Source organism: Okeania sp. SIO2F4 (genome assembly GCF_010672385.1).
Lineage (GTDB): Bacteria > Cyanobacteriota > Cyanobacteriia > Cyanobacteriales > Microcoleaceae > Trichodesmium.
The window spans coordinates 1-16,774 of record NZ_JAAHGT010000101.1 but is presented as its reverse complement, the minus strand read 5'-3'; the positions used below and the strand labels follow the sequence as shown (position 1 = coordinate 16,774).

Sequence of the window (16,774 nt, the reverse complement as noted above, 5' to 3'; positions counted from 1 at the left end):
CTGTTTGCAAATAATCTGAGCTTGTTTGCAAATAATCTGAGCTGAAAGGTGTTTTTATTTGCAGTTAATGTGAGCTGAAAATTGTCTTGTTTGCGAGCCGAGGCGTTTTTGTTTGCGAGCCGTTACATCTAGTACTTCGTTTGAAGCGGAATTAATGGAAACTTCCCCCTACATAAATGTTAACTTTTGTGATTGTCGCTCTTCTCTAGTGCTTCGTTTGAAGCGGAATTAATGGAAACATGTATGCACTATACTCATTATTATACAAACGGTACTTACTCTAGTGCTTCGTTTGAAGCGGAATTAATGGAAACATCAATATGATTCAAAACACTATTTCTGCTCTCATTAGAGAGCTCTAGTGCTTCGTTTGAAGCGGAATTAATGGAAACGCAAGGTTCAGCCATACTAATGGTTTATACACTAGGTCTCTAGTGCTTCGTTTGAAGCGGAATTAATGGAAACAACATCTTGATTTTGTCTGTAGTTCTTTGCATGGTAAATTCTCTCTAGTGCTTCGTTTGAAGCGGAATTAATGGAAACCAAAACCTCCGGAGAGACAAAGGTCCTATCAGAATATTTACGCTCTAGTGCTTCGTTTGAAGCGGAATTAATGGAAACAAAGAAGTCTTTGCCATTTCGAGGAACGTAAGAGTATTTGCTCTAGTGCTTCGTTTGAAGCGGAATTAATGGAAACCTTGAGCTCCTAATGGAAACTCAATACCAGCCTCCGCACGGCTCTAGTGCTTCGTTTGAAGCGGAATTAATAGAAACTTCCTCTGATATTGAGGAAGTTTTTTTTTGCCAAATTTTCCGTCAACATAGTCGTGCGCCTGCAAAGTGCGAAATTGTGCCCCAACAAAACCGTAAATTCAACGGAAAAGCCCCTTTCCATACCCATGCTTAAATATAAACAGTTAAGAGAAACGAACAAACAAATGAATCAACACCAACCATGGCAACAACACGACGGGTATTGATCCTCGCCGATAGCGACAATACCTTCCTCAGCGCCCAGAGCTTTAACCGCAAAGTAGACTGGCAAAAAATCCGCGACTACTTAGCCAACCAAAACGAAGGTAGAGAACTCATCGAAATGGTGATTTACGTTGGCTTACCTCCAGCCAAAGAGCGATTTCAGGAACAACGTAAAACCAAAGAAAAATTCATCTATTGGGCAAAAAGCAACGGATTTTTAGTAGTCCCCAAAGAAGGTAAAGCCAAAGGCGATGACTACGAAACTAATATTGACATCGTGATGGCAATGGACGCAGTTGAACTAGCATTAGAAGTTCGCCCCGATATCGTCGTCTTAGTCACAGGCGACTCTGACTTTGCTTACCTAGCAGAAAAACTCAGAAGAAGGGGAATGCGTGTCGAAGTTGCATCCGTCGAACAATCTTTAGGCAACGACTTAAAAATTGCAGCTAGCAGTATTGTAGACTTGGTAGAAATTTTTGATGGTTTCAAACAGCAAAATAAACACCAAGAATACCACAGAATAGGTAACGCAAATCTTTTTGATTGAAGAATGAGCCAGGAGTTAGAAGTCTGAATGGGAATGGTTGAAAAATTCCTTCTCTCTCACTTTTCTAAACACCTTAAAGAAGCCAAACACATCATCTGACTAATGGATAATTGACAATTAATTAATTCAAATTAAAGCCTCTCCTAATAATTGATAGTTGATAATTAAAGAGAGTTTTCATACTCCATTATTTATTGTTCATCATCCATTGTAAAAGAGGTAATTATCCATTATTCATTATCAATTATCGAATTAGCTTCTATATTTATCCTGAATTTAGAATCCTGGATTCTGACTTCTGGATTCTAAATCCTTCTCCTAAAAGAGACGATTAATTAATGTCACATTACGAAAATTAAACGAAAAAAACCATGAAAAAAATTCTAGCCTTACCCCAAGCAATCTCCAAAAAAGCCATGGAAACTCTAAACGGAAAATTAGTAGTTTTTCGGCAACCAACCGGATTTAATTATATCCGCTTCAAACTAGAATATCTGACTCAACAATTTGAAAAATTAGAATCAGCTTTTAGTGCAACCAACCTCGAAGATTATGAACAAATAACCTCTCTTAAAAATTCAGTTCAACAACTAGAAAAACTTTACTATCGTCTTTTTTCAACAACTGTAGTTTCTTCAATCATTTTTGGTGTTTTATTTATTGGAATGGGTGTAAATCAATCATCTATTCTCAGAGCACAACAGGAAAACACCTTAGTAGAAAACTCGATATCTAACCGATAGAAGTCAGTAGCTAGGAGCCAGAATTCAGGAGTAATAATCACCCTATAATTGATTATTTTCACTTTAGTTAAACTAAATTATCTTCCTAATTCTGACTCCTAGCTACTGACTTCTGAATCCTTACATTTCAACTCAAAAGGAGAAATAAATGAAAGCTGTTGTTAATGGTAAATTAATAGATTTACCCGAAGGTGCAACTGTTGAAGAATTAAGAGCGAAACTACCAGATATTGGTAATGATGACGTTATGGAAGAAGGCTTTGGTAAAACCAAACCCTTACAAGAAAATGAAGCCCTCAAAGAAGGTTCAAGAGTTTGGACAGTTCCCAAAATTGTTAAAGGCTGAGGATAATTATGACAATTACAGTTAATGCTATTTCTACCAAATTTAAACCATCAAATCGTATTAAAACCGAACTTAAACTGTTAGAAAAAGTTGCAAATAATATCATTGTAGGCAGTAAAACTATTAGCGATATTCAATATACTGCTGTTCTAATTAAAGGAATGTCTTTATCTTCTTCTAAGTTTAAAGTAACTAATTCTGACGTACTGTTTTTATTACCACCAGACTACCCTCGTTTACCCCCTATTGGCTGCTATCTCAATTACCCTTGGAATAGTGTAGGAGAAGGAGACCATCATTTTACCCGACAGAGTTATTATGGGGCACCCTTTTTAAGCGAAGAAGGTTGGTATTGGTATTGTGTGGGATTAGGTGGTGGTTTTAATCGAGAGCGATGGCTCAATTCTTGGCGGCCTAAGAAACAACCAGGGAACGGACACAACCTTGCTACCTTATTTGTTACCGCTCGTCACGCAATTAATAGTGATAATTAGAATTCAGAATTGAGAATTCAGTCCAGTCCAGTAGGTTGGGTTTCACTTTGTGAAACCCAACACTAAGTTGTTTAGTTCGGCTTTGTTGGGTTTCGTTTCCTCAACCCAACCTAGATTTTCAGGCTAACTCCTGAATTCTGAATTCTGACTCCTATCTAAAAAAAATATGACACAAAAATCCTCAAAAATTTCTTTACACATTCCACCGTTAATGTGGCAGCAATTTCGTCAGATGATGTTAAAGACACAAACTGCCGGAGAAGAAATCATTGGTTTTTTCTTCTGTAAACATCATCAAATCTCAGAAACTCAACTCAGGTATTTTCCCAAAACATGGATAGTTCCTACTGAGTCGTGCTACGAACATCAATCTACAACTGGATTAGTTTTAAAACAAGAGTTTCATCTGTATTTACTTCAAACGTATTTGGAAAATGGATTTGATATTGTTCATATTCATACTCACCCCGGTTTGGATACACCTTCTTTTTCTACAGTTGACGATCGCCATGAATCTGAATATGCCAAATTTATTAGCACAAATTTTGAAAAACAAGCCAAATTAATTTCTGGTATTTTCAACGAGTCATTACAGAAACCTAAATTCCGTATCTGGAATAAACTCGGCAGCTCATTTGAGGAAGTTGACTTTTATCCATCATGGTTTGAGAGAAGGCAGGAGGCATCCCCCCTACCCCCCTTTGAAAGGGGGAGGAGGCAGAAGGTTATTATTACTCCAACATCTAGACTTACTCAAGATAGAAATTTGACTCTACCAAAAAGTAAAGCGCTTGGGGATGAGACACCGATGCAGCAAGAGCTAACAGAAAATTCAAACCCTTCTGCCTTACAAAGTGAATCAATGTTTGCTCGTCAAGAAATCTTTGGTAACGCCTTGCAGGAAAAACTGAACGAACTGACAGTCACATTAATAGGTTGTGGAGGCATAGGGTCTGTTTTTGCAGAAGTTTTGGGGCGTTTAGGTGTGAAAAATTGGGTATTAATTGACCCTGACTGTCTCGAAACCGCAAATCTCAATCGAATGCCAGGAGCAAGATGGGAGATGGCAGAGCAGCAGTTACCCAAGGTTGAGTATGTTAAGGAACTAATTCAACAAATTTATCATACAAATGCTAATGTCAAAACTATACCCACTACTATTGAAAGTGAATTAGCTCAACAAGAAATAGGAGTTTCCGATTTAATTGTTGTGGCAACTGATAATCATTATTCTCGGCAAGTTGCTCAAGAGTTAGCACTTAAATATATGAGACCTCTGGTTTGTCTAGGAACTCATATTGATATTAGAAGGCAGAGAGCAGAGGGTAGAAGGGAGAAGGTTTTTACTGGTACTTCTTATTCTCATTTGGCTACAGCTTCACAGAAGGATGAAGAATTTTCCGACTCTGCTTTATCAGGCGAAAACCCTGTTGATATTCCCCGAATGTATTGTCGCATTACAGTCCCACCATTAGGTGGTGGCTGGTGTTTGATGTGTGGTAATATTATTAATCTACACAAAGCATCTTTAGAGTCTACGGCTGGTGAAATTGAACATCTTGCTACTAAAGCTGGTTATATTGAAGGTATTAATGACCCGGCTGTTTTTTGGTTGAATAGTATTTGTGCTAGTACGGCAGTAGGGATAATTCAAGGAATGGTCAGTGGATTTTTGGACATTGATGCTGGTTTGGACTGGATTTATGAATTTCCTGAATCCAAGTGGCACAAAACTGATACTGATTATTTGACTAATACAGATTGTTATTTTTGTGGAACTGAAGTTTAAGCTGACTGGCCATATATCTAATATCATTTCTCATGCATTCTTGCTACATCTCCTTGAGAACAGGGAGTAGGGAGTAGGGTTCAAAGACATAATATATCTGGGCTTAATGCCGATAATAGTTAAAAAAATGACTGAAGCTTACTTATTACTTAATAACTGAAGTAGAATTAGAAGTATAGCATTCTTTTTGAGAATTGCTATAATACCTCCTCACACACAAGTTTATCGAATTGCTATCTATGCGATCGCTGAACAATAACAGGACTTATAGCAGTTTTCATGAACATAGAGTATAGAGATTTTACTTAAAGACAGAAAGCATAATTTTTTTTTTATGCTATTCCTTAATTTAATAATGAGGACAACTAAAATTGTCCAGTCTCAACGATTCCCTGGTTTTCATGTCCCGGTTAAAACATGGGGAACTTCAACGTTGCTTTTCGGTCAAATAAAATACTTCAGATTAAAATCCGACTCCTCGCCTTTTATCCATCGCTTAAAAGATGATGGCTTTCATGCTCCCGTGTTATTTAGGTAATATCATGTCCGGTAGCATCGGAGCGTGTATAGAATTAAATCACAATTGCCAGAAAACCTTCTGCCTCCAGTATAAGTGCCCTCTGCCTTCCTTCTACCAAAGTATAAGTATTCAAGCGGACATGATATAAAAAGGCGATTTCTATTGCAGTCAATGAAAGTATACGCGCACTACATACAGTCAAAGCTGCTTGAGTTGGGTTGACGGATACTACTTTAATTACTGGAATTTTTCATAAAACTCTTCTACTGCTCTGAATTAATTAGTAGACTTAAGATTGAAAAATAGTCTCTCAAATCACTAATCATAAGTCCGATCAAAAATCTTAACAATATCTGTAAATTTTGGCCTTATGTTGTGAATAAAAATAACCGTACTTAATCAAAACATTTATCTATAACTTTTTGAGACTATTTCTACTTCCACCTATTTTTTACACTTAGTATACATAACATAAATTCACCAATTATGATTACTAAAAATAGTCAAAGAATTAAATATCTGGGCATTTCTCTCTTAATGCTGTTAACTGCTTGTGCAATACCAGACAATACCAATACCACCAACAAACATCAAGGTCTGGAAATTAAACTCTTAATGGGAAGTGCTTTAGGAGACTTTTGTGAAAAAGCAGCAGAAAGTTTCAATCAACAAAAACCAAAACTGAATGATGGTACTTCTTATTATATAAGTTGTGATGCTAAAGGTAGCGGGGATGTAGTTACTACAGTCATGTCTTTTGCTGAACAATTTCAAACTGGAATATTATCTGCTGACTCACCAGAATTTCCCACAATTATTTCTGTGGATGGTGAGATTTATCATGCTCAGTTGAAGTATCGAATGGAACAATTATTTCCTGGACAAAACTATATTCCAGAAATTACAGATGCACCAATGTTAACAAATAGTCCGATGGTATTTATGGCACAAGAAAACATTGCCAACGCCATCGAAAATGTTGATGATTTATTTAAAGCATTAGTAACAGCACAAACCCATCGAGACCTCGACTCCTCTGCACCGCCAACTCCTATTTATTTCGTTCATACCGCCCCCACCCGCTCCAACTCAGGTTTACAAACTCTCGTATCTCAATTTGCGGAACTATCTGGCAAGCGACCAGAAAATATGACAGTGGCAGATGTAACGCGCTATCAAGATCGGGTACAACAAATTCAAAGCAAAATTACTCGCTACGGTAAGTCAACCAGTTCCCTAGCAAAATCAATGGTCAAAAATGGACCGTTTTGGGCCTCTATTGGTTCGGTTTATGAGTCTTCGGTAATTGCTGCAAATACCCATCGCCAACCAGGACAACCAAAATACAGGGCAATTTATCCTGAAGCAACTTTTACTTCTAATATGAGAGCAATTGTACCTAATGCGCCCTGGGTGAGTGAAAAGGAAAAAGCTGCTGCTACAGAAATTATTGCATATTTGCGATCGCCAGAAGTCCAAAGAATTGCTACTGATTTAGGATTACGGCCTGCTATGCCTGGTATTCCCCTCGGTACAAAGATTAGTCCTGCTTTTGGAGTTGACCCCAATGCTAAATATGACTCCTACCGTCCACCCAAACCAGAAGTAGCAGAGGCCATGTTAAAATCTTGGCAGGAGTACGCCAAAAAGCCATCATTAGTAGTAGTTGTTGTTGACTCTTCAGGTTCGATGCAGGGGACGAAATTACCTGCTGTTCAGAATACTTTGCAAACTTATATTAACAGTCTAGGCCCTAATAACCAAATTGCTCTGATTGATTTTGATACTGAAATTCGGCCTCCAGTGGTAGTGGATGGAACTCCAGAGGGACGCGATCGCGGTCTACTATTTATTAGTAGTTTGCAAGCTGCAGGTGGCACAAAGTTATATGATGCTACTCTTTATGCTCGTAACTGGTTACAGCAAAATCTCAGAAGTCAGGCTATTAATGCCATATTAATTTTAACTGATGGGGAAGATTCTGGTTCTAAAATTCAGTTAAATCAGTTAAAAAATGAACTACAAAAAAGTGGTTTTAATTCTGACCAGAGGATTGCTTTATTTACGGTTGGATATGGTAAAGAAGGAGAGTTTAATCCTGATGTTTTGGAAAAAATTGCGGAATTAAATGCTGGTTATTATCGTAAGGGTAATCCAGAAACTATTTCTAAGTTAATGTTAGATTTACAAGTAGAGTTTTAAAGGAAGGAAGAAGGCTTTAGTTATCTAGAATAGAAGGAAGAAGGGAGAAGTAAAAAAGAAAGAATCAAATTCTGAAATTAGTCAACCGACTTTTTGATAAGTGAATTTTTCAAGGAATGAATAAAAGAGGAATCAAATTTGAAATTATTTAGTCTAATTTTAGACAAGTTAAATTTTCCAGGAAGGGAGAAGTAAAAAATCAGGAATTAAATTCTGAAATTAGTCAACCGACTTTTTGATAAGTGAATTTTTCAAGGAATGAATAAAAGAGGAATCAAATTTGAAATTATTTAATCTACTTTTAGACAAGTGAATTTTTCCCAAAAGGGATAAGTAAAAATTAAGGAATTAAATTCTGAAATTAGTCAACCGACTTTTTGATAAGTGAATTTTTCAAGGAATGAATAAAAGAGGAATCAAAAGAAAGGAATCAAATTTGAAATTATTTAATCTACTTTTAGAAAAGTAAATTTTCCCAAAAAGGTAGAAGTAAAAAATCAGGAAGAAAAATGATGCAATTAGTCAATCCACTCTATCATCCCCTCGCTATCTTAATTGGTGGCATTACTTTAATTATAGGAGTCAGATTTACAGGTTTACCTAGCATAATTATGTTACCAACTGCAGCCATAATTTCTACTGCGGGAGCCACATTATTAAATACTTCAGAATCTGAATCTGTACAACTAAAAAATCCCGCTTTAGTCAAAGAAATAGAATCTGTAAAACAGCAGGCAAACTTATTAGCAGAAAAAGCAAATAATCTGCGTCAAGAAGCTGGAAAACTTTTGACAGGAACTCCAGAAATGGAACTATTAGGATTTATACAATATGCTTGCGATCGCTCCTACGAACTCCCTACAAAAATTGATAAAATGGTAAGACGTTTACAAGGCGATGATTCTTTATTATCCACTTCAGAACTCCAGCGACAATTAAATGAAGTTGAAGCAAAACTGTCTAGTAGTAGAGGTATTGCCAGAGAACAATTAACTAAATTAGCAACAAGTTTGCAGCGAAATATTGAACTAGCAAATCAAGGACAAGATGCTAGACAGGCACAAGTTATTAGTCTTTCTACTATGATTCAAGAATCGGCTGGTGTCTTACAACAAATGCAAAATAAACTGAGAATGACCGATCTAAGTAATTATCAACAACAACAAGAATTACAGGCACTATCTCAAGAACTTCGCAGTTTTCAAGAAAATATTGATTTCTTAATTTATCAGTAAAATAGGGAATAGGGAGTAGGGAGTAGGGAATAGAAAACAAGGAGAAAATCAGGGTCATTCCATTCTAGATTTTGAGCATGAATTTACTTACTTTCAGGTAGGGAAATATAAATTTTCTAGAAGCTCTAAATAAGGTATTTTCGTAAATACACAAAATGGCACAGTGGTGAAGGAAATAGTCCTAGATAAAATAGTAATTATCCAGCCTCTATATATAGCGCTACGCGCTAGGGAATAGTGAACTGTTAAAGGGTTTTCCTAGGTCATGCTGCGCAAACAGGATCCACGAAATCTTAAACACCTTAATGCGTAGTGCTATAAAACCTAATACCTAAAATTTACTTGTAGCCAAGTTATCATTTTTTTCTGTGCTTCAGTGACCTGAAAAATTCTATAATTAAACTTAAAAACCATGAAATATACTAACAAAAAAAAATCGTTAATTACCTCTTTAGCAATTATTTTAGCATCCCTTGGTTTAACATATATTCCACTCCCGAAAATCTCAAAAAATATTGTAGTCGTTAGTGGCACAGAACTACAAGAAATTCTCCCTGAATTAGAAACTAAATTTGAACAAAAATATCCACAGATTAATTTAGAACTCAAATATCAAGGTTCCCAAGATATTATTAATAAATATGTTGATGACCGAAATGATTTTACTCCCACAATTTTAATTCCTGCTAATAGAGAAATTTTACAAGAATTAGAAATAAGGTGGAAGGCGCAAAATAATAGTGAACCTTTTTCTGACAAACCACAACCAATTGCCAAAACAATGTTAGTAGCGATCGCTTGGCCGGAACGTGGTCAAGTTTTATTTCCGAATAATCAATTTAGTTGGGGAAAAATTGCTCAAGCAATGGAAGTTGGAAATTGGGAAAAAATTGGAGGTAAACCACAGTGGGGTAGTTTTGATTTTCTTACTACTAATCCTACTCGCTCCAATAGTGGTCAATTAACATTAAGTTTATGGGCTAAGTCTAAAATTGGTGGAACAATTCTTTACAGTAGAAGTTTAAATAATTCCTCAGTAAAATCTTTATTTAGTTTAGTCAAGCGTTCGGTTTATTTGCCTCCACGTTCGACTGATATTTTGTTACAAGAATTTATTGCCAAGGGTGAAAATGATGCAGATATAGCAACAGTATATGAGAGTATTGCCTTGCATCGATGGGAACAGTCTCGCACTACCCAAGGGCAACCGTATCAAATTTATTATCTCAACCCTACCATTGAAACAGTTTCCACAGCAGCGATCGCCAGACGTGATGTTAGTGGTGGTATGGTCTCAGCAGCTAGAAAATTTATTGATTTTCTCAGGCAACCAGAACAGCAGAAACTATTTGTACAGTATGGGTTTCGCCCTGTAGACGAGAGTTTGGATTTACAGAATCTACCAAATAGTCCCTGGAGTCAAAGTATCCCTGGTGCTAAAGTTAATCCTGGGGTGAAAACTATGTCAACTCCTGACGCGGAGGTATTGACAGAAATTAAGCGTTTGTGGGAGAGGGCAAATTAGGATTTGATAGTTGATTACTAAGGAGCCAAACTACACAACTACAAATATTAGGCTAGACTGTTCCAAATTGGCAGTTTTGTACGCTAAAGAATCAGAGTAATAGCCAAAAGCCTTATCATTAAAGATTATTAGCATTCAACTCTCTTGAAATTTTTCAACCACCATTGGACTTAAATACAAAAAATTTCATTTTTGTTAGGGAGTATGGTTTAGATGCTTGATTTTTTCTACTCGTAACGCCACTTCAGACAATCCTTGACAGGGTTAAAATTCCCTTTGGCTGATTAATTGTCAGCTCCATTATCTCCAGCCATCGGGCACCAATTAAAAAATCAGGAATTTCGTCACCAACATGAACTGGAATTGTCACTTCTTCTCCATCAATAATTATATGGCCTTGATGGATATCAAATAACTCATTTCCTCTAGCAGTCTGCATTTCTATACCTGATGCAACTAAAGGCCACTGTAAAGCCTCTAGATCCTGAGAATTAATACCCAGCCACCCTGTAGTAAAACCAGTGTCTAACAACCCATCTACCATAAATTGCTCTCCAGTTACAGCAACTAATTCAATTTCAAAAAACAATTCGCCCTCATTCCCAAACCTACCAAAAATCATATTTTGCCACAAACTCCAATTTCATTAAGTCGATAGGTAGTTAGTTTGACAATACCATCTGGGTAGTTGTTTCGGACTTTTTTGAGCAAACCTTCTAGGGATGAGTCGATTAAATATTCTTCGCTGTCTGGATCAACAGCAATAAACCAGTTATAATATTTTTCAATTAACTGGGGACGAAGTTTTTCAAAGACTACTCGGCAGCGAGCGCTAAATTCTGCTTTTGCTGTTTTGCGTCTAGCTATTTCTTCAGGAGGCAGAAACTGCCCTGGAAATAATCTTGTCCGAAACTGTTGAGTTTTTTCTGGGTGAGTAAGTTCTTTTGGGGCTTCCATTTTTTTTCTCGTTTTTTGTCTATTAATTTTAGCTGATTAACCTTTCTGATATAATAATAGGTATCTTGCTATTTTATACATTTTTCAATTATTAATTGTTAATTATTAATTATCAAGGGTCGGCTTCAAGGCATGAATTGTTGAATTAATAATTATTAATTATTAACTATTAATTATTCGGTGAAGCCATCAAACTTACAAATAATGAAATATTGAGCGTTCCTGAACTAATTCCTGGTTGGGAAATATCCATTTCTGAACTTTGGCAACCAGTTTTTGATGAGGAAGAGCAAAGATAGTTTTAATAGTATGAGAACATAATTGCCATATAAAGCTTAGAGAAAATATAAGATTGGTTTAAGAATTATTTAAATATAACATTTGAAAACTTTTTTTGATTTTTTCTTGTCTTCAACCAACCATCCCTCAATAATTTATAAAACCTGGGTGAATTTTTATTACCCAACACAGGATTTTTCGAGTCTTTCCGATAATTAAAAGGATGATGAGCTAGTTGATGACAATCTTCACAAAGCGGAAATAAATAACTTCCTATACCGCGAAAATCAGCAATAACTTTTCCATCACGATAAGTATACAAAGCGTGATGAGTCTGTGTAGCTTCATCCCCACATAAACAACATTTAAAATTAGTTGATTCGCGACATTTCCAAGATATTTCTCTCCAATTATCAGGATACCTAATACTCCAGTCTTGGTCTTGAATATCATTCTTACTTCTATTCATAACTCCTAATTTTTATTAATTCCAAAAAAAATTTACTAAATCCCTGCAATTTGCCTTAAATGTTCTCTAGCTTTCCACCACCGCCTTGCACTTTTTTTACCCTCTTTAGTCAGCACATTCCAATCTGCATAAACTGTAGCTACTAACTGTTCAATCCCAATATTTGGATTATTTTCTCTTAACTCCTGAACATGGTCTAACCTCCTAGCATCATCAGCTAATTTTTCTGTAGATTCAACACTCGGAACTGAAACCATAAAGCTCGGAACTTCCGACTCTACCTGAGATTCCACCGGAACTTGATTTTCTTCGAGTTCCACTCCAAGCTCTGAATTACTAAAACAATTAGGAGGTGGTAATTTAGCTATAAATGCTGGTTGCCCACGCATTTTTATCAGGGCAATAAATTTATTTGCTGAGTCTTGCTCTGCTAAACTTTCCCACGCCTCTAATTGTTTTCTCAGTCTTTTTTTCGTGCTTAAAATATTATTGGAAACTTCATCTATTCCTTTTTTAATATTCTCTGCTCCTAACCAAGCTGCTATACCAAAATTATCTAAGTCTGTCTCTAACATTCCATATCTACTACACATGGGAGACTGCCCTAACATAATCATAATATTTTTAGTTGAACGTCCTACTTTTAATGTATGAAGTATGGGGTCTACTGCATTAGGACCTTTATTTTTGGCATTTTTAGGATTTTCAGCTATTAGTCTTTCTGTTTCATCTATTACCCATAAAATAGTATGTCTTTCTGGTGCTTCTTTACCTAAATATTCTGCTTCTCTTGCTGATTCCAATCTGTTTTCTACCGACTCTTGCATATCCAATAAACCATCCATTGCACAAGGTTCTTCTTCTCCATCTGGATTCGTCCAAGGTTTAAATCCTTTATATTGAGGTGTAAATTTTTCTCCTTTAATTATCCATTTTGAATCTGGATATTTGGGGTCTATTAATCTTAAGTCTATTACTCCTATTTTTCTGAATGCTAAGTCAAGAATATTTCCTAGAAAAACTGATTTTCCTGTTCCTGTCGGACCACAAATAAATACATGATAACCTCCATGCTCTTGACTGGAAATTTCACCTAATGAATTTAATATCCAGTCAGTAGGTGCAGGTTCAATTTCTATTCCTTTGACTTTTTGTGGTTTGGTTATACTAGGGTCAAATAAACTACAATCTATTTGGAATTTGCCGTCTTCCCAGGTTAATTGTGCTGTATAATAACCCTCTACTTTTCCAGGAATATTTTCTATGGCGCGTTGAACTTTGTATTTAGGAATGCCATAACGAAGGGCGAACCAATGTGTATCAAATTGACTTTTTGGATGTGCCCATGATTCGATAAAGTCTGCTGCTACTTCATGCTCAAATAATATTTCTTGAACTTGCAGTGCTGCATGATGAATTCGTTTAGCACTTTTAGGTGGTAATTTACAGGCGTTACTTTGTTGAAGCTGTAGTTGTAGTTGAGCGATCGCTTCGTCTTTTAAACTTAGTTCATATTGGTATTGTTCATGTAGTAATTCAATTTCTTTTTGGGTAGCTTCTGTTTGAATATCTAAATGTTTTTGTAAAGACTCTTCTGTTTCTGCTATCCGTTGATTTAATGAGTTAGTTTCATCAGATATTGCCTCAAGTAGTTCGTTTTGTAGTTCTTCTTCTTTAGCAGAAAGAATGTTGACTTTTTCTTGATATTCTGCTTCTAATTTTGCAGTAAATTCGGCTTTTTCTTGTTCTAGTTGTTGTAACCTAGAATTTAATTCTGATAGTTTGGTTTGATATTCTTGTTTAAGAGCAGTAATATTATCTGACTTTTGAAGTAATTGTTGTTCTTTGGTGAGTATTTCTGATTCTAATTTAGTGGGGAGTCTTTCACAGGAATTCATAAATTTAATTCCTGCTATTCCTCCTGTTATTAGAAATATAGAAGATAGAAAAATAGTGGGAATTACCATAGTAAGAGCAACTCCACTAATTAAACCTACTCCTGCTACTCCTAGATGTAGATATTTTTCAACAATTACTGGTGTTTTTATGCCAAATATTTTGGTAGTTTTATTAGTTTTAGTAGTTGGTTGATATTGTGGCTCCTTAACTAAGTTTGAATCCTGTAAATTTAAGTCATCAATACTTAAGTTGAGTTGAGATTGTAACTCTTCAAAGTTGGGATATTCTACATTTAAGTCACCACTACTCATATAGTAGTCACTGTTAAAGTAATCCTTTTTTGGTAAATTATCAATCTCATTCATCAAATTAAAACTAGGTCGGTTTGAATAATTAATAATTAATAATTAATAATTAATAATTGAAGTAGCAGTCAGCACTCAGCTATCAGCAATCAGCTTTACTGGCGTGTACAATGGGGGATTCAAACCCCCCAAAAAAGGGCACCACTAATTTTTTGCTCCTTGTGGGGACTTAAACCCTTGAATCTTTAGCGCTCCAGCTAAATGCTGTTAGCTCCGCATTCCGTAAGAAAAGGCTAATAGCTAGTTAATAATTAACAATTGAAAAGCGTCTAGCTAGGGAGATAATTGATTATTAATTATCCAGTCGGAGAGATTATTAATTGTTTGACTTGACTGTGGAATGCTACGCAAACGGAACATAAAAACTGTTAATTGCTGAAAGATACTCTCTTATTAATTATTAATGTTCCAGTCTATATTATTGTTAATAATTAATTGTTTACTTCATTCGGAATTGTTGGATTAAAAGCAGCTTCTAAAATGGGAGGAACTAACTTGCCTGCAATAGTTGCTACTACTGAAGTAACTAATAAAGCAGCAGCAATTACAGCAAAAAACGATGTTTTGTCTATGATTCCTTCCCAGTAAGCATTTTTTAAGTCTAACTCCGTATACAATCTAAATTTTTCATCTTTACTTTTCATCATTTGAAACTCCAAAATCCATAACAAATCATCAATAAACTAATAATTAATACTAACCACGGATACCATTCTGGGGAATTAAAATAAGTTGCTATTTTCCAATAAAAAGATGCCCATATTCCCCAATAAATCATCCCTATTAGTAACATACATCCAATAACGTAAGGCACAACAGGTAGTGCCAAAAGCCAGAAAAAATTCATCAAATATCCTGACAAAATAGAGGCGATAGCTACTACAATTACTTGAGCTAACTTGAATGATATAGATTGGTCATGCACAGCGCGGACAACTCCTCTTATTTCCAAACCACTCCTATATCTCTGGCTTTAATGCCTTTTTCTGTACATCTTTCCCAAGTTCCAGTTGGATAAAATTTATCTTGCCTATTTTTTTCTTCCATTGTGATGTCTGGCAACCATTCATCCATTACCTTTACAGGAATTTGATACTTATTGCATAATTCTCCCAAGTTTTTCGGGTTGAAATTCCCGGTTTTTTCAACTATTTCAAAAAAGTCCTTTTTAATGGCTTCTTTTAATTCCTTATATAGCCTTTTATATTCAGCTACATAAGCTTGGCCTCTTAACCCATACAATCTGTGTTGCATAACTTTATACAAACCAACTATCTGCATAGAGGCGATCGCTACTACAATTACTTAAGCTAATCAGAATGATACTGATTGGTCTTTCATAGAGCGTTGGCGGAGTAAGTGCAGCAGCTATATCGCCTCCTGTCGCTGTTAGTTATACCGAATAATGACTTTGTTGCATGAAAGTAGCGTTCTTAGCATCCATTCCACAGATATATCGCTCTCTTTAGCTGTTGATGTTAGATTCATCTATTGGACAATAGTAAGAGCTGGGAAATTAAACCTCAAAGCCTTTACAGGCAAATTTTTCAGCCTTTTTTCACATCTAAATTGATGTTCTATTCATCTATTGTCCAATAGTTACAGCAGTTTTCGCACATTATTTTAGATATGCGGAGCAAGTGCGGCAGCTATATACTTTCATGCAACAAAGCCCCGAATAATTAATAATTAAAGACCGCTCTTGAGAGGAGTTACAACCCTGCTTTGGCCTATCAATCGACCCTGCATTGAGAGAAGGGCACTTTTCTCGCTATTCTGAGATAGCAGATTAGATAAATCCATTGCTTTTCCCGTCAATTGGGCTTGCCTTTGCAAATAGGTCAAACGATTATCTACTTGAGCATAGCTCAATTCAATCTGGGCTTTTGACTGACCCTGTTGAGCAATGCGGACGTTGACTCCCGCTGTAACTGCATCAACTTTGGCTTTTTGAGCGTCGTGATAGTTTTTTCTGGTAACAGCTATTTCTTTATCCAGAAGTGCCTGTGCTTGTGGAATTTTATACTGTGAAGCTTGCAACTTTACCTGCTCGGCGGTTACTAAGTTCTGAGATTGCTTCTCTTTCAATTCTAGAACGGTTAGATTGTTGCGCCGAATACGTCCTTGTGTTGCCTCTGAGCGTTTGCTGTACTCTCCAGGCGTTATATAGTTTCCAGTACCCAGTGTTTTCATTACGTTTTATGCCTCCATTTGTGGTGGTAGTTGAATTACTTGATTTTTATCTCTGCATACAAGAGATTTTCTGCTATTTCCAATTAATTTTTTACCTGTAGATAATAGAGTTGTTGGGAAATAAGGTAAAATGATTCAAGAAGAAATTGGCCATAAAAATGCTAAATATTGAACGAGCCTTAAAACAAGACAGGTTACTCAGAGCATTAACGGGATTAAACCGTAAAGCA

At 35.9% G+C, this 16,774-nt stretch carries 16 protein-coding genes and 1 CRISPR repeat array; of the genes, 8 read left to right on the top strand and 8 right to left on the bottom strand.

Annotated features, from left to right (window positions below; genetic code table 11):
* Positions 1-126: 126 nt before the first annotated feature.
* A CRISPR array of direct repeats spans positions 127-774; the repeat unit is 36 nt; unit sequence CTCTAGTGCTTCGTTTGAAGCGGAATTAATGGAAAC.
* A gap of 181 nt (positions 775-955) precedes the next feature.
* From F6K22_RS09260 to F6K22_RS09225, 8 genes are all read left to right on the top strand, one after another.
* Positions 956-1,528, top strand: coding sequence for a LabA-like NYN domain-containing protein (locus F6K22_RS09260; RefSeq protein WP_293096208.1), 573 nt, complete (start codon positions 956-958; stop codon positions 1,526-1,528).
* A 371-nt stretch (positions 1,529-1,899) separates the two neighbouring features.
* Positions 1,900-2,271, top strand: a complete 372-nt coding sequence (locus F6K22_RS09255) for a hypothetical protein (RefSeq protein ID WP_293096205.1) — start codon at positions 1,900-1,902, stop codon at positions 2,269-2,271.
* Positions 2,272-2,419: 148 nt separating this feature from the next.
* A complete protein-coding gene (locus F6K22_RS09250) occupies positions 2,420-2,617 on the top strand; it encodes a hypothetical protein (protein WP_293096202.1) in 198 nt (65 codons plus the stop codon).
* A gap of 8 nt (positions 2,618-2,625) precedes the next feature.
* The gene (locus F6K22_RS09245; RefSeq protein ID WP_293096200.1) at positions 2,626-3,111 is read left to right on the top strand and encodes a hypothetical protein; all 486 of its coding nucleotides are present in this window, start codon (positions 2,626-2,628) and stop codon (positions 3,109-3,111) included.
* 166 nt (positions 3,112-3,277) lie between these two features.
* Positions 3,278-4,900, top strand: coding sequence for a HesA/MoeB/ThiF family protein (locus F6K22_RS09240; protein WP_293096197.1), 1,623 nt, complete (start codon positions 3,278-3,280; stop codon positions 4,898-4,900).
* A 1,006-nt stretch (positions 4,901-5,906) separates the two neighbouring features.
* Positions 5,907-7,622 (top strand): extracellular solute-binding protein, encoded by a 1,716-nt coding sequence (locus tag F6K22_RS09235; RefSeq protein ID WP_293096195.1) that lies wholly within the window; start codon positions 5,907-5,909, stop codon positions 7,620-7,622.
* 509 nt (positions 7,623-8,131) lie between these two features.
* Positions 8,132-8,857: a hypothetical protein gene (locus F6K22_RS09230; protein WP_293096193.1), complete on the top strand. Its 726-nt coding sequence runs from the start codon at positions 8,132-8,134 to the stop codon at positions 8,855-8,857.
* A gap of 412 nt (positions 8,858-9,269) precedes the next feature.
* Positions 9,270-10,382, top strand: a complete 1,113-nt coding sequence (locus tag F6K22_RS09225) for a substrate-binding domain-containing protein (protein ID WP_293096191.1) — start codon at positions 9,270-9,272, stop codon at positions 10,380-10,382.
* Positions 10,383-10,626: 244 nt separating this feature from the next.
* Here F6K22_RS09225 and F6K22_RS09220 read toward each other — a convergent pair whose 3' ends face one another.
* From F6K22_RS09220 to F6K22_RS09185, 8 genes are all read right to left on the bottom strand, one after another.
* Complete coding sequence (locus F6K22_RS09220) at positions 10,627-10,971, bottom strand: aspartyl protease (protein WP_363273185.1); 345 nt, start codon at positions 10,969-10,971, stop codon at positions 10,627-10,629.
* A gap of 29 nt (positions 10,972-11,000) precedes the next feature.
* Positions 11,001-11,339, bottom strand: a complete 339-nt coding sequence (locus tag F6K22_RS09215; protein WP_293096189.1) for a hypothetical protein — start codon at positions 11,337-11,339, stop codon at positions 11,001-11,003.
* A 364-nt stretch (positions 11,340-11,703) separates the two neighbouring features.
* Positions 11,704-12,087: a hypothetical protein gene (locus F6K22_RS09210; RefSeq protein WP_293096187.1), complete on the bottom strand. Its 384-nt coding sequence runs from the start codon at positions 12,085-12,087 to the stop codon at positions 11,704-11,706.
* Between the two features lie 35 nt (positions 12,088-12,122).
* Positions 12,123-14,351, bottom strand: a complete 2,229-nt coding sequence (locus F6K22_RS09205) for a hypothetical protein (protein ID WP_293096185.1) — start codon at positions 14,349-14,351, stop codon at positions 12,123-12,125.
* A gap of 431 nt (positions 14,352-14,782) precedes the next feature.
* Complete coding sequence (locus tag F6K22_RS09200) at positions 14,783-14,998, bottom strand: hypothetical protein (protein WP_293096182.1); 216 nt, start codon at positions 14,996-14,998, stop codon at positions 14,783-14,785.
* Positions 14,995-15,303 carry a hypothetical protein gene (locus tag F6K22_RS09195; RefSeq protein WP_293096180.1) on the bottom strand — a complete coding sequence of 103 codons (309 nt, stop codon included), beginning with the start codon at positions 15,301-15,303 and terminating at the stop codon, positions 14,995-14,997. The genes F6K22_RS09200 and F6K22_RS09195 overlap by 4 nt, the downstream gene beginning before the upstream one ends.
* Complete coding sequence (locus tag F6K22_RS09190) at positions 15,294-15,605, bottom strand: hypothetical protein (protein ID WP_293096178.1); 312 nt, start codon at positions 15,603-15,605, stop codon at positions 15,294-15,296. Before F6K22_RS09190 ends, F6K22_RS09195 begins: the two co-directional genes overlap by 10 nt.
* Positions 15,606-16,040: 435 nt before the next feature.
* A complete protein-coding gene (locus F6K22_RS09185; RefSeq protein ID WP_293096175.1) occupies positions 16,041-16,544 on the bottom strand; it encodes a hypothetical protein in 504 nt (167 codons plus the stop codon).
* Positions 16,545-16,774 lie beyond the last annotated feature (230 nt).

Coding starts and splice junctions, on each gene's coding strand:
- F6K22_RS09260 (WP_293096208.1), top strand. CDS start 956: ATGGCAACAACACGACGGGTATTGATCCTCGCCGATAGCGACAATACC.
- F6K22_RS09225 (WP_293096191.1), top strand. CDS start 9,270: ATGAAATATACTAACAAAAAAAAATCGTTAATTACCTCTTTAGCAATT.
- F6K22_RS09205 (WP_293096185.1), bottom strand. CDS start 14,351: ATGAATGAGATTGATAATTTACCAAAAAAGGATTACTTTAACAGTGAC.
- F6K22_RS09185 (WP_293096175.1), bottom strand. CDS start 16,544: ATGAAAACACTGGGTACTGGAAACTATATAACGCCTGGAGAGTACAGC.
- F6K22_RS09235 (WP_293096195.1), top strand. CDS start 5,907: ATGATTACTAAAAATAGTCAAAGAATTAAATATCTGGGCATTTCTCTC.
- F6K22_RS09255 (WP_293096205.1), top strand. CDS start 1,900: ATGAAAAAAATTCTAGCCTTACCCCAAGCAATCTCCAAAAAAGCCATG.
- F6K22_RS09210 (WP_293096187.1), bottom strand. CDS start 12,087: ATGAATAGAAGTAAGAATGATATTCAAGACCAAGACTGGAGTATTAGG.
- F6K22_RS09240 (WP_293096197.1), top strand. CDS start 3,278: ATGACACAAAAATCCTCAAAAATTTCTTTACACATTCCACCGTTAATG.
- F6K22_RS09190 (WP_293096178.1), bottom strand. CDS start 15,605: ATGCAACACAGATTGTATGGGTTAAGAGGCCAAGCTTATGTAGCTGAA.
- F6K22_RS09250 (WP_293096202.1), top strand. CDS start 2,420: ATGAAAGCTGTTGTTAATGGTAAATTAATAGATTTACCCGAAGGTGCA.
- F6K22_RS09200 (WP_293096182.1), bottom strand. CDS start 14,998: ATGATGAAAAGTAAAGATGAAAAATTTAGATTGTATACGGAGTTAGAC.
- F6K22_RS09230 (WP_293096193.1), top strand. CDS start 8,132: ATGATGCAATTAGTCAATCCACTCTATCATCCCCTCGCTATCTTAATT.
- F6K22_RS09215 (WP_293096189.1), bottom strand. CDS start 11,339: ATGGAAGCCCCAAAAGAACTTACTCACCCAGAAAAAACTCAACAGTTT.
- F6K22_RS09245 (WP_293096200.1), top strand. CDS start 2,626: ATGACAATTACAGTTAATGCTATTTCTACCAAATTTAAACCATCAAAT.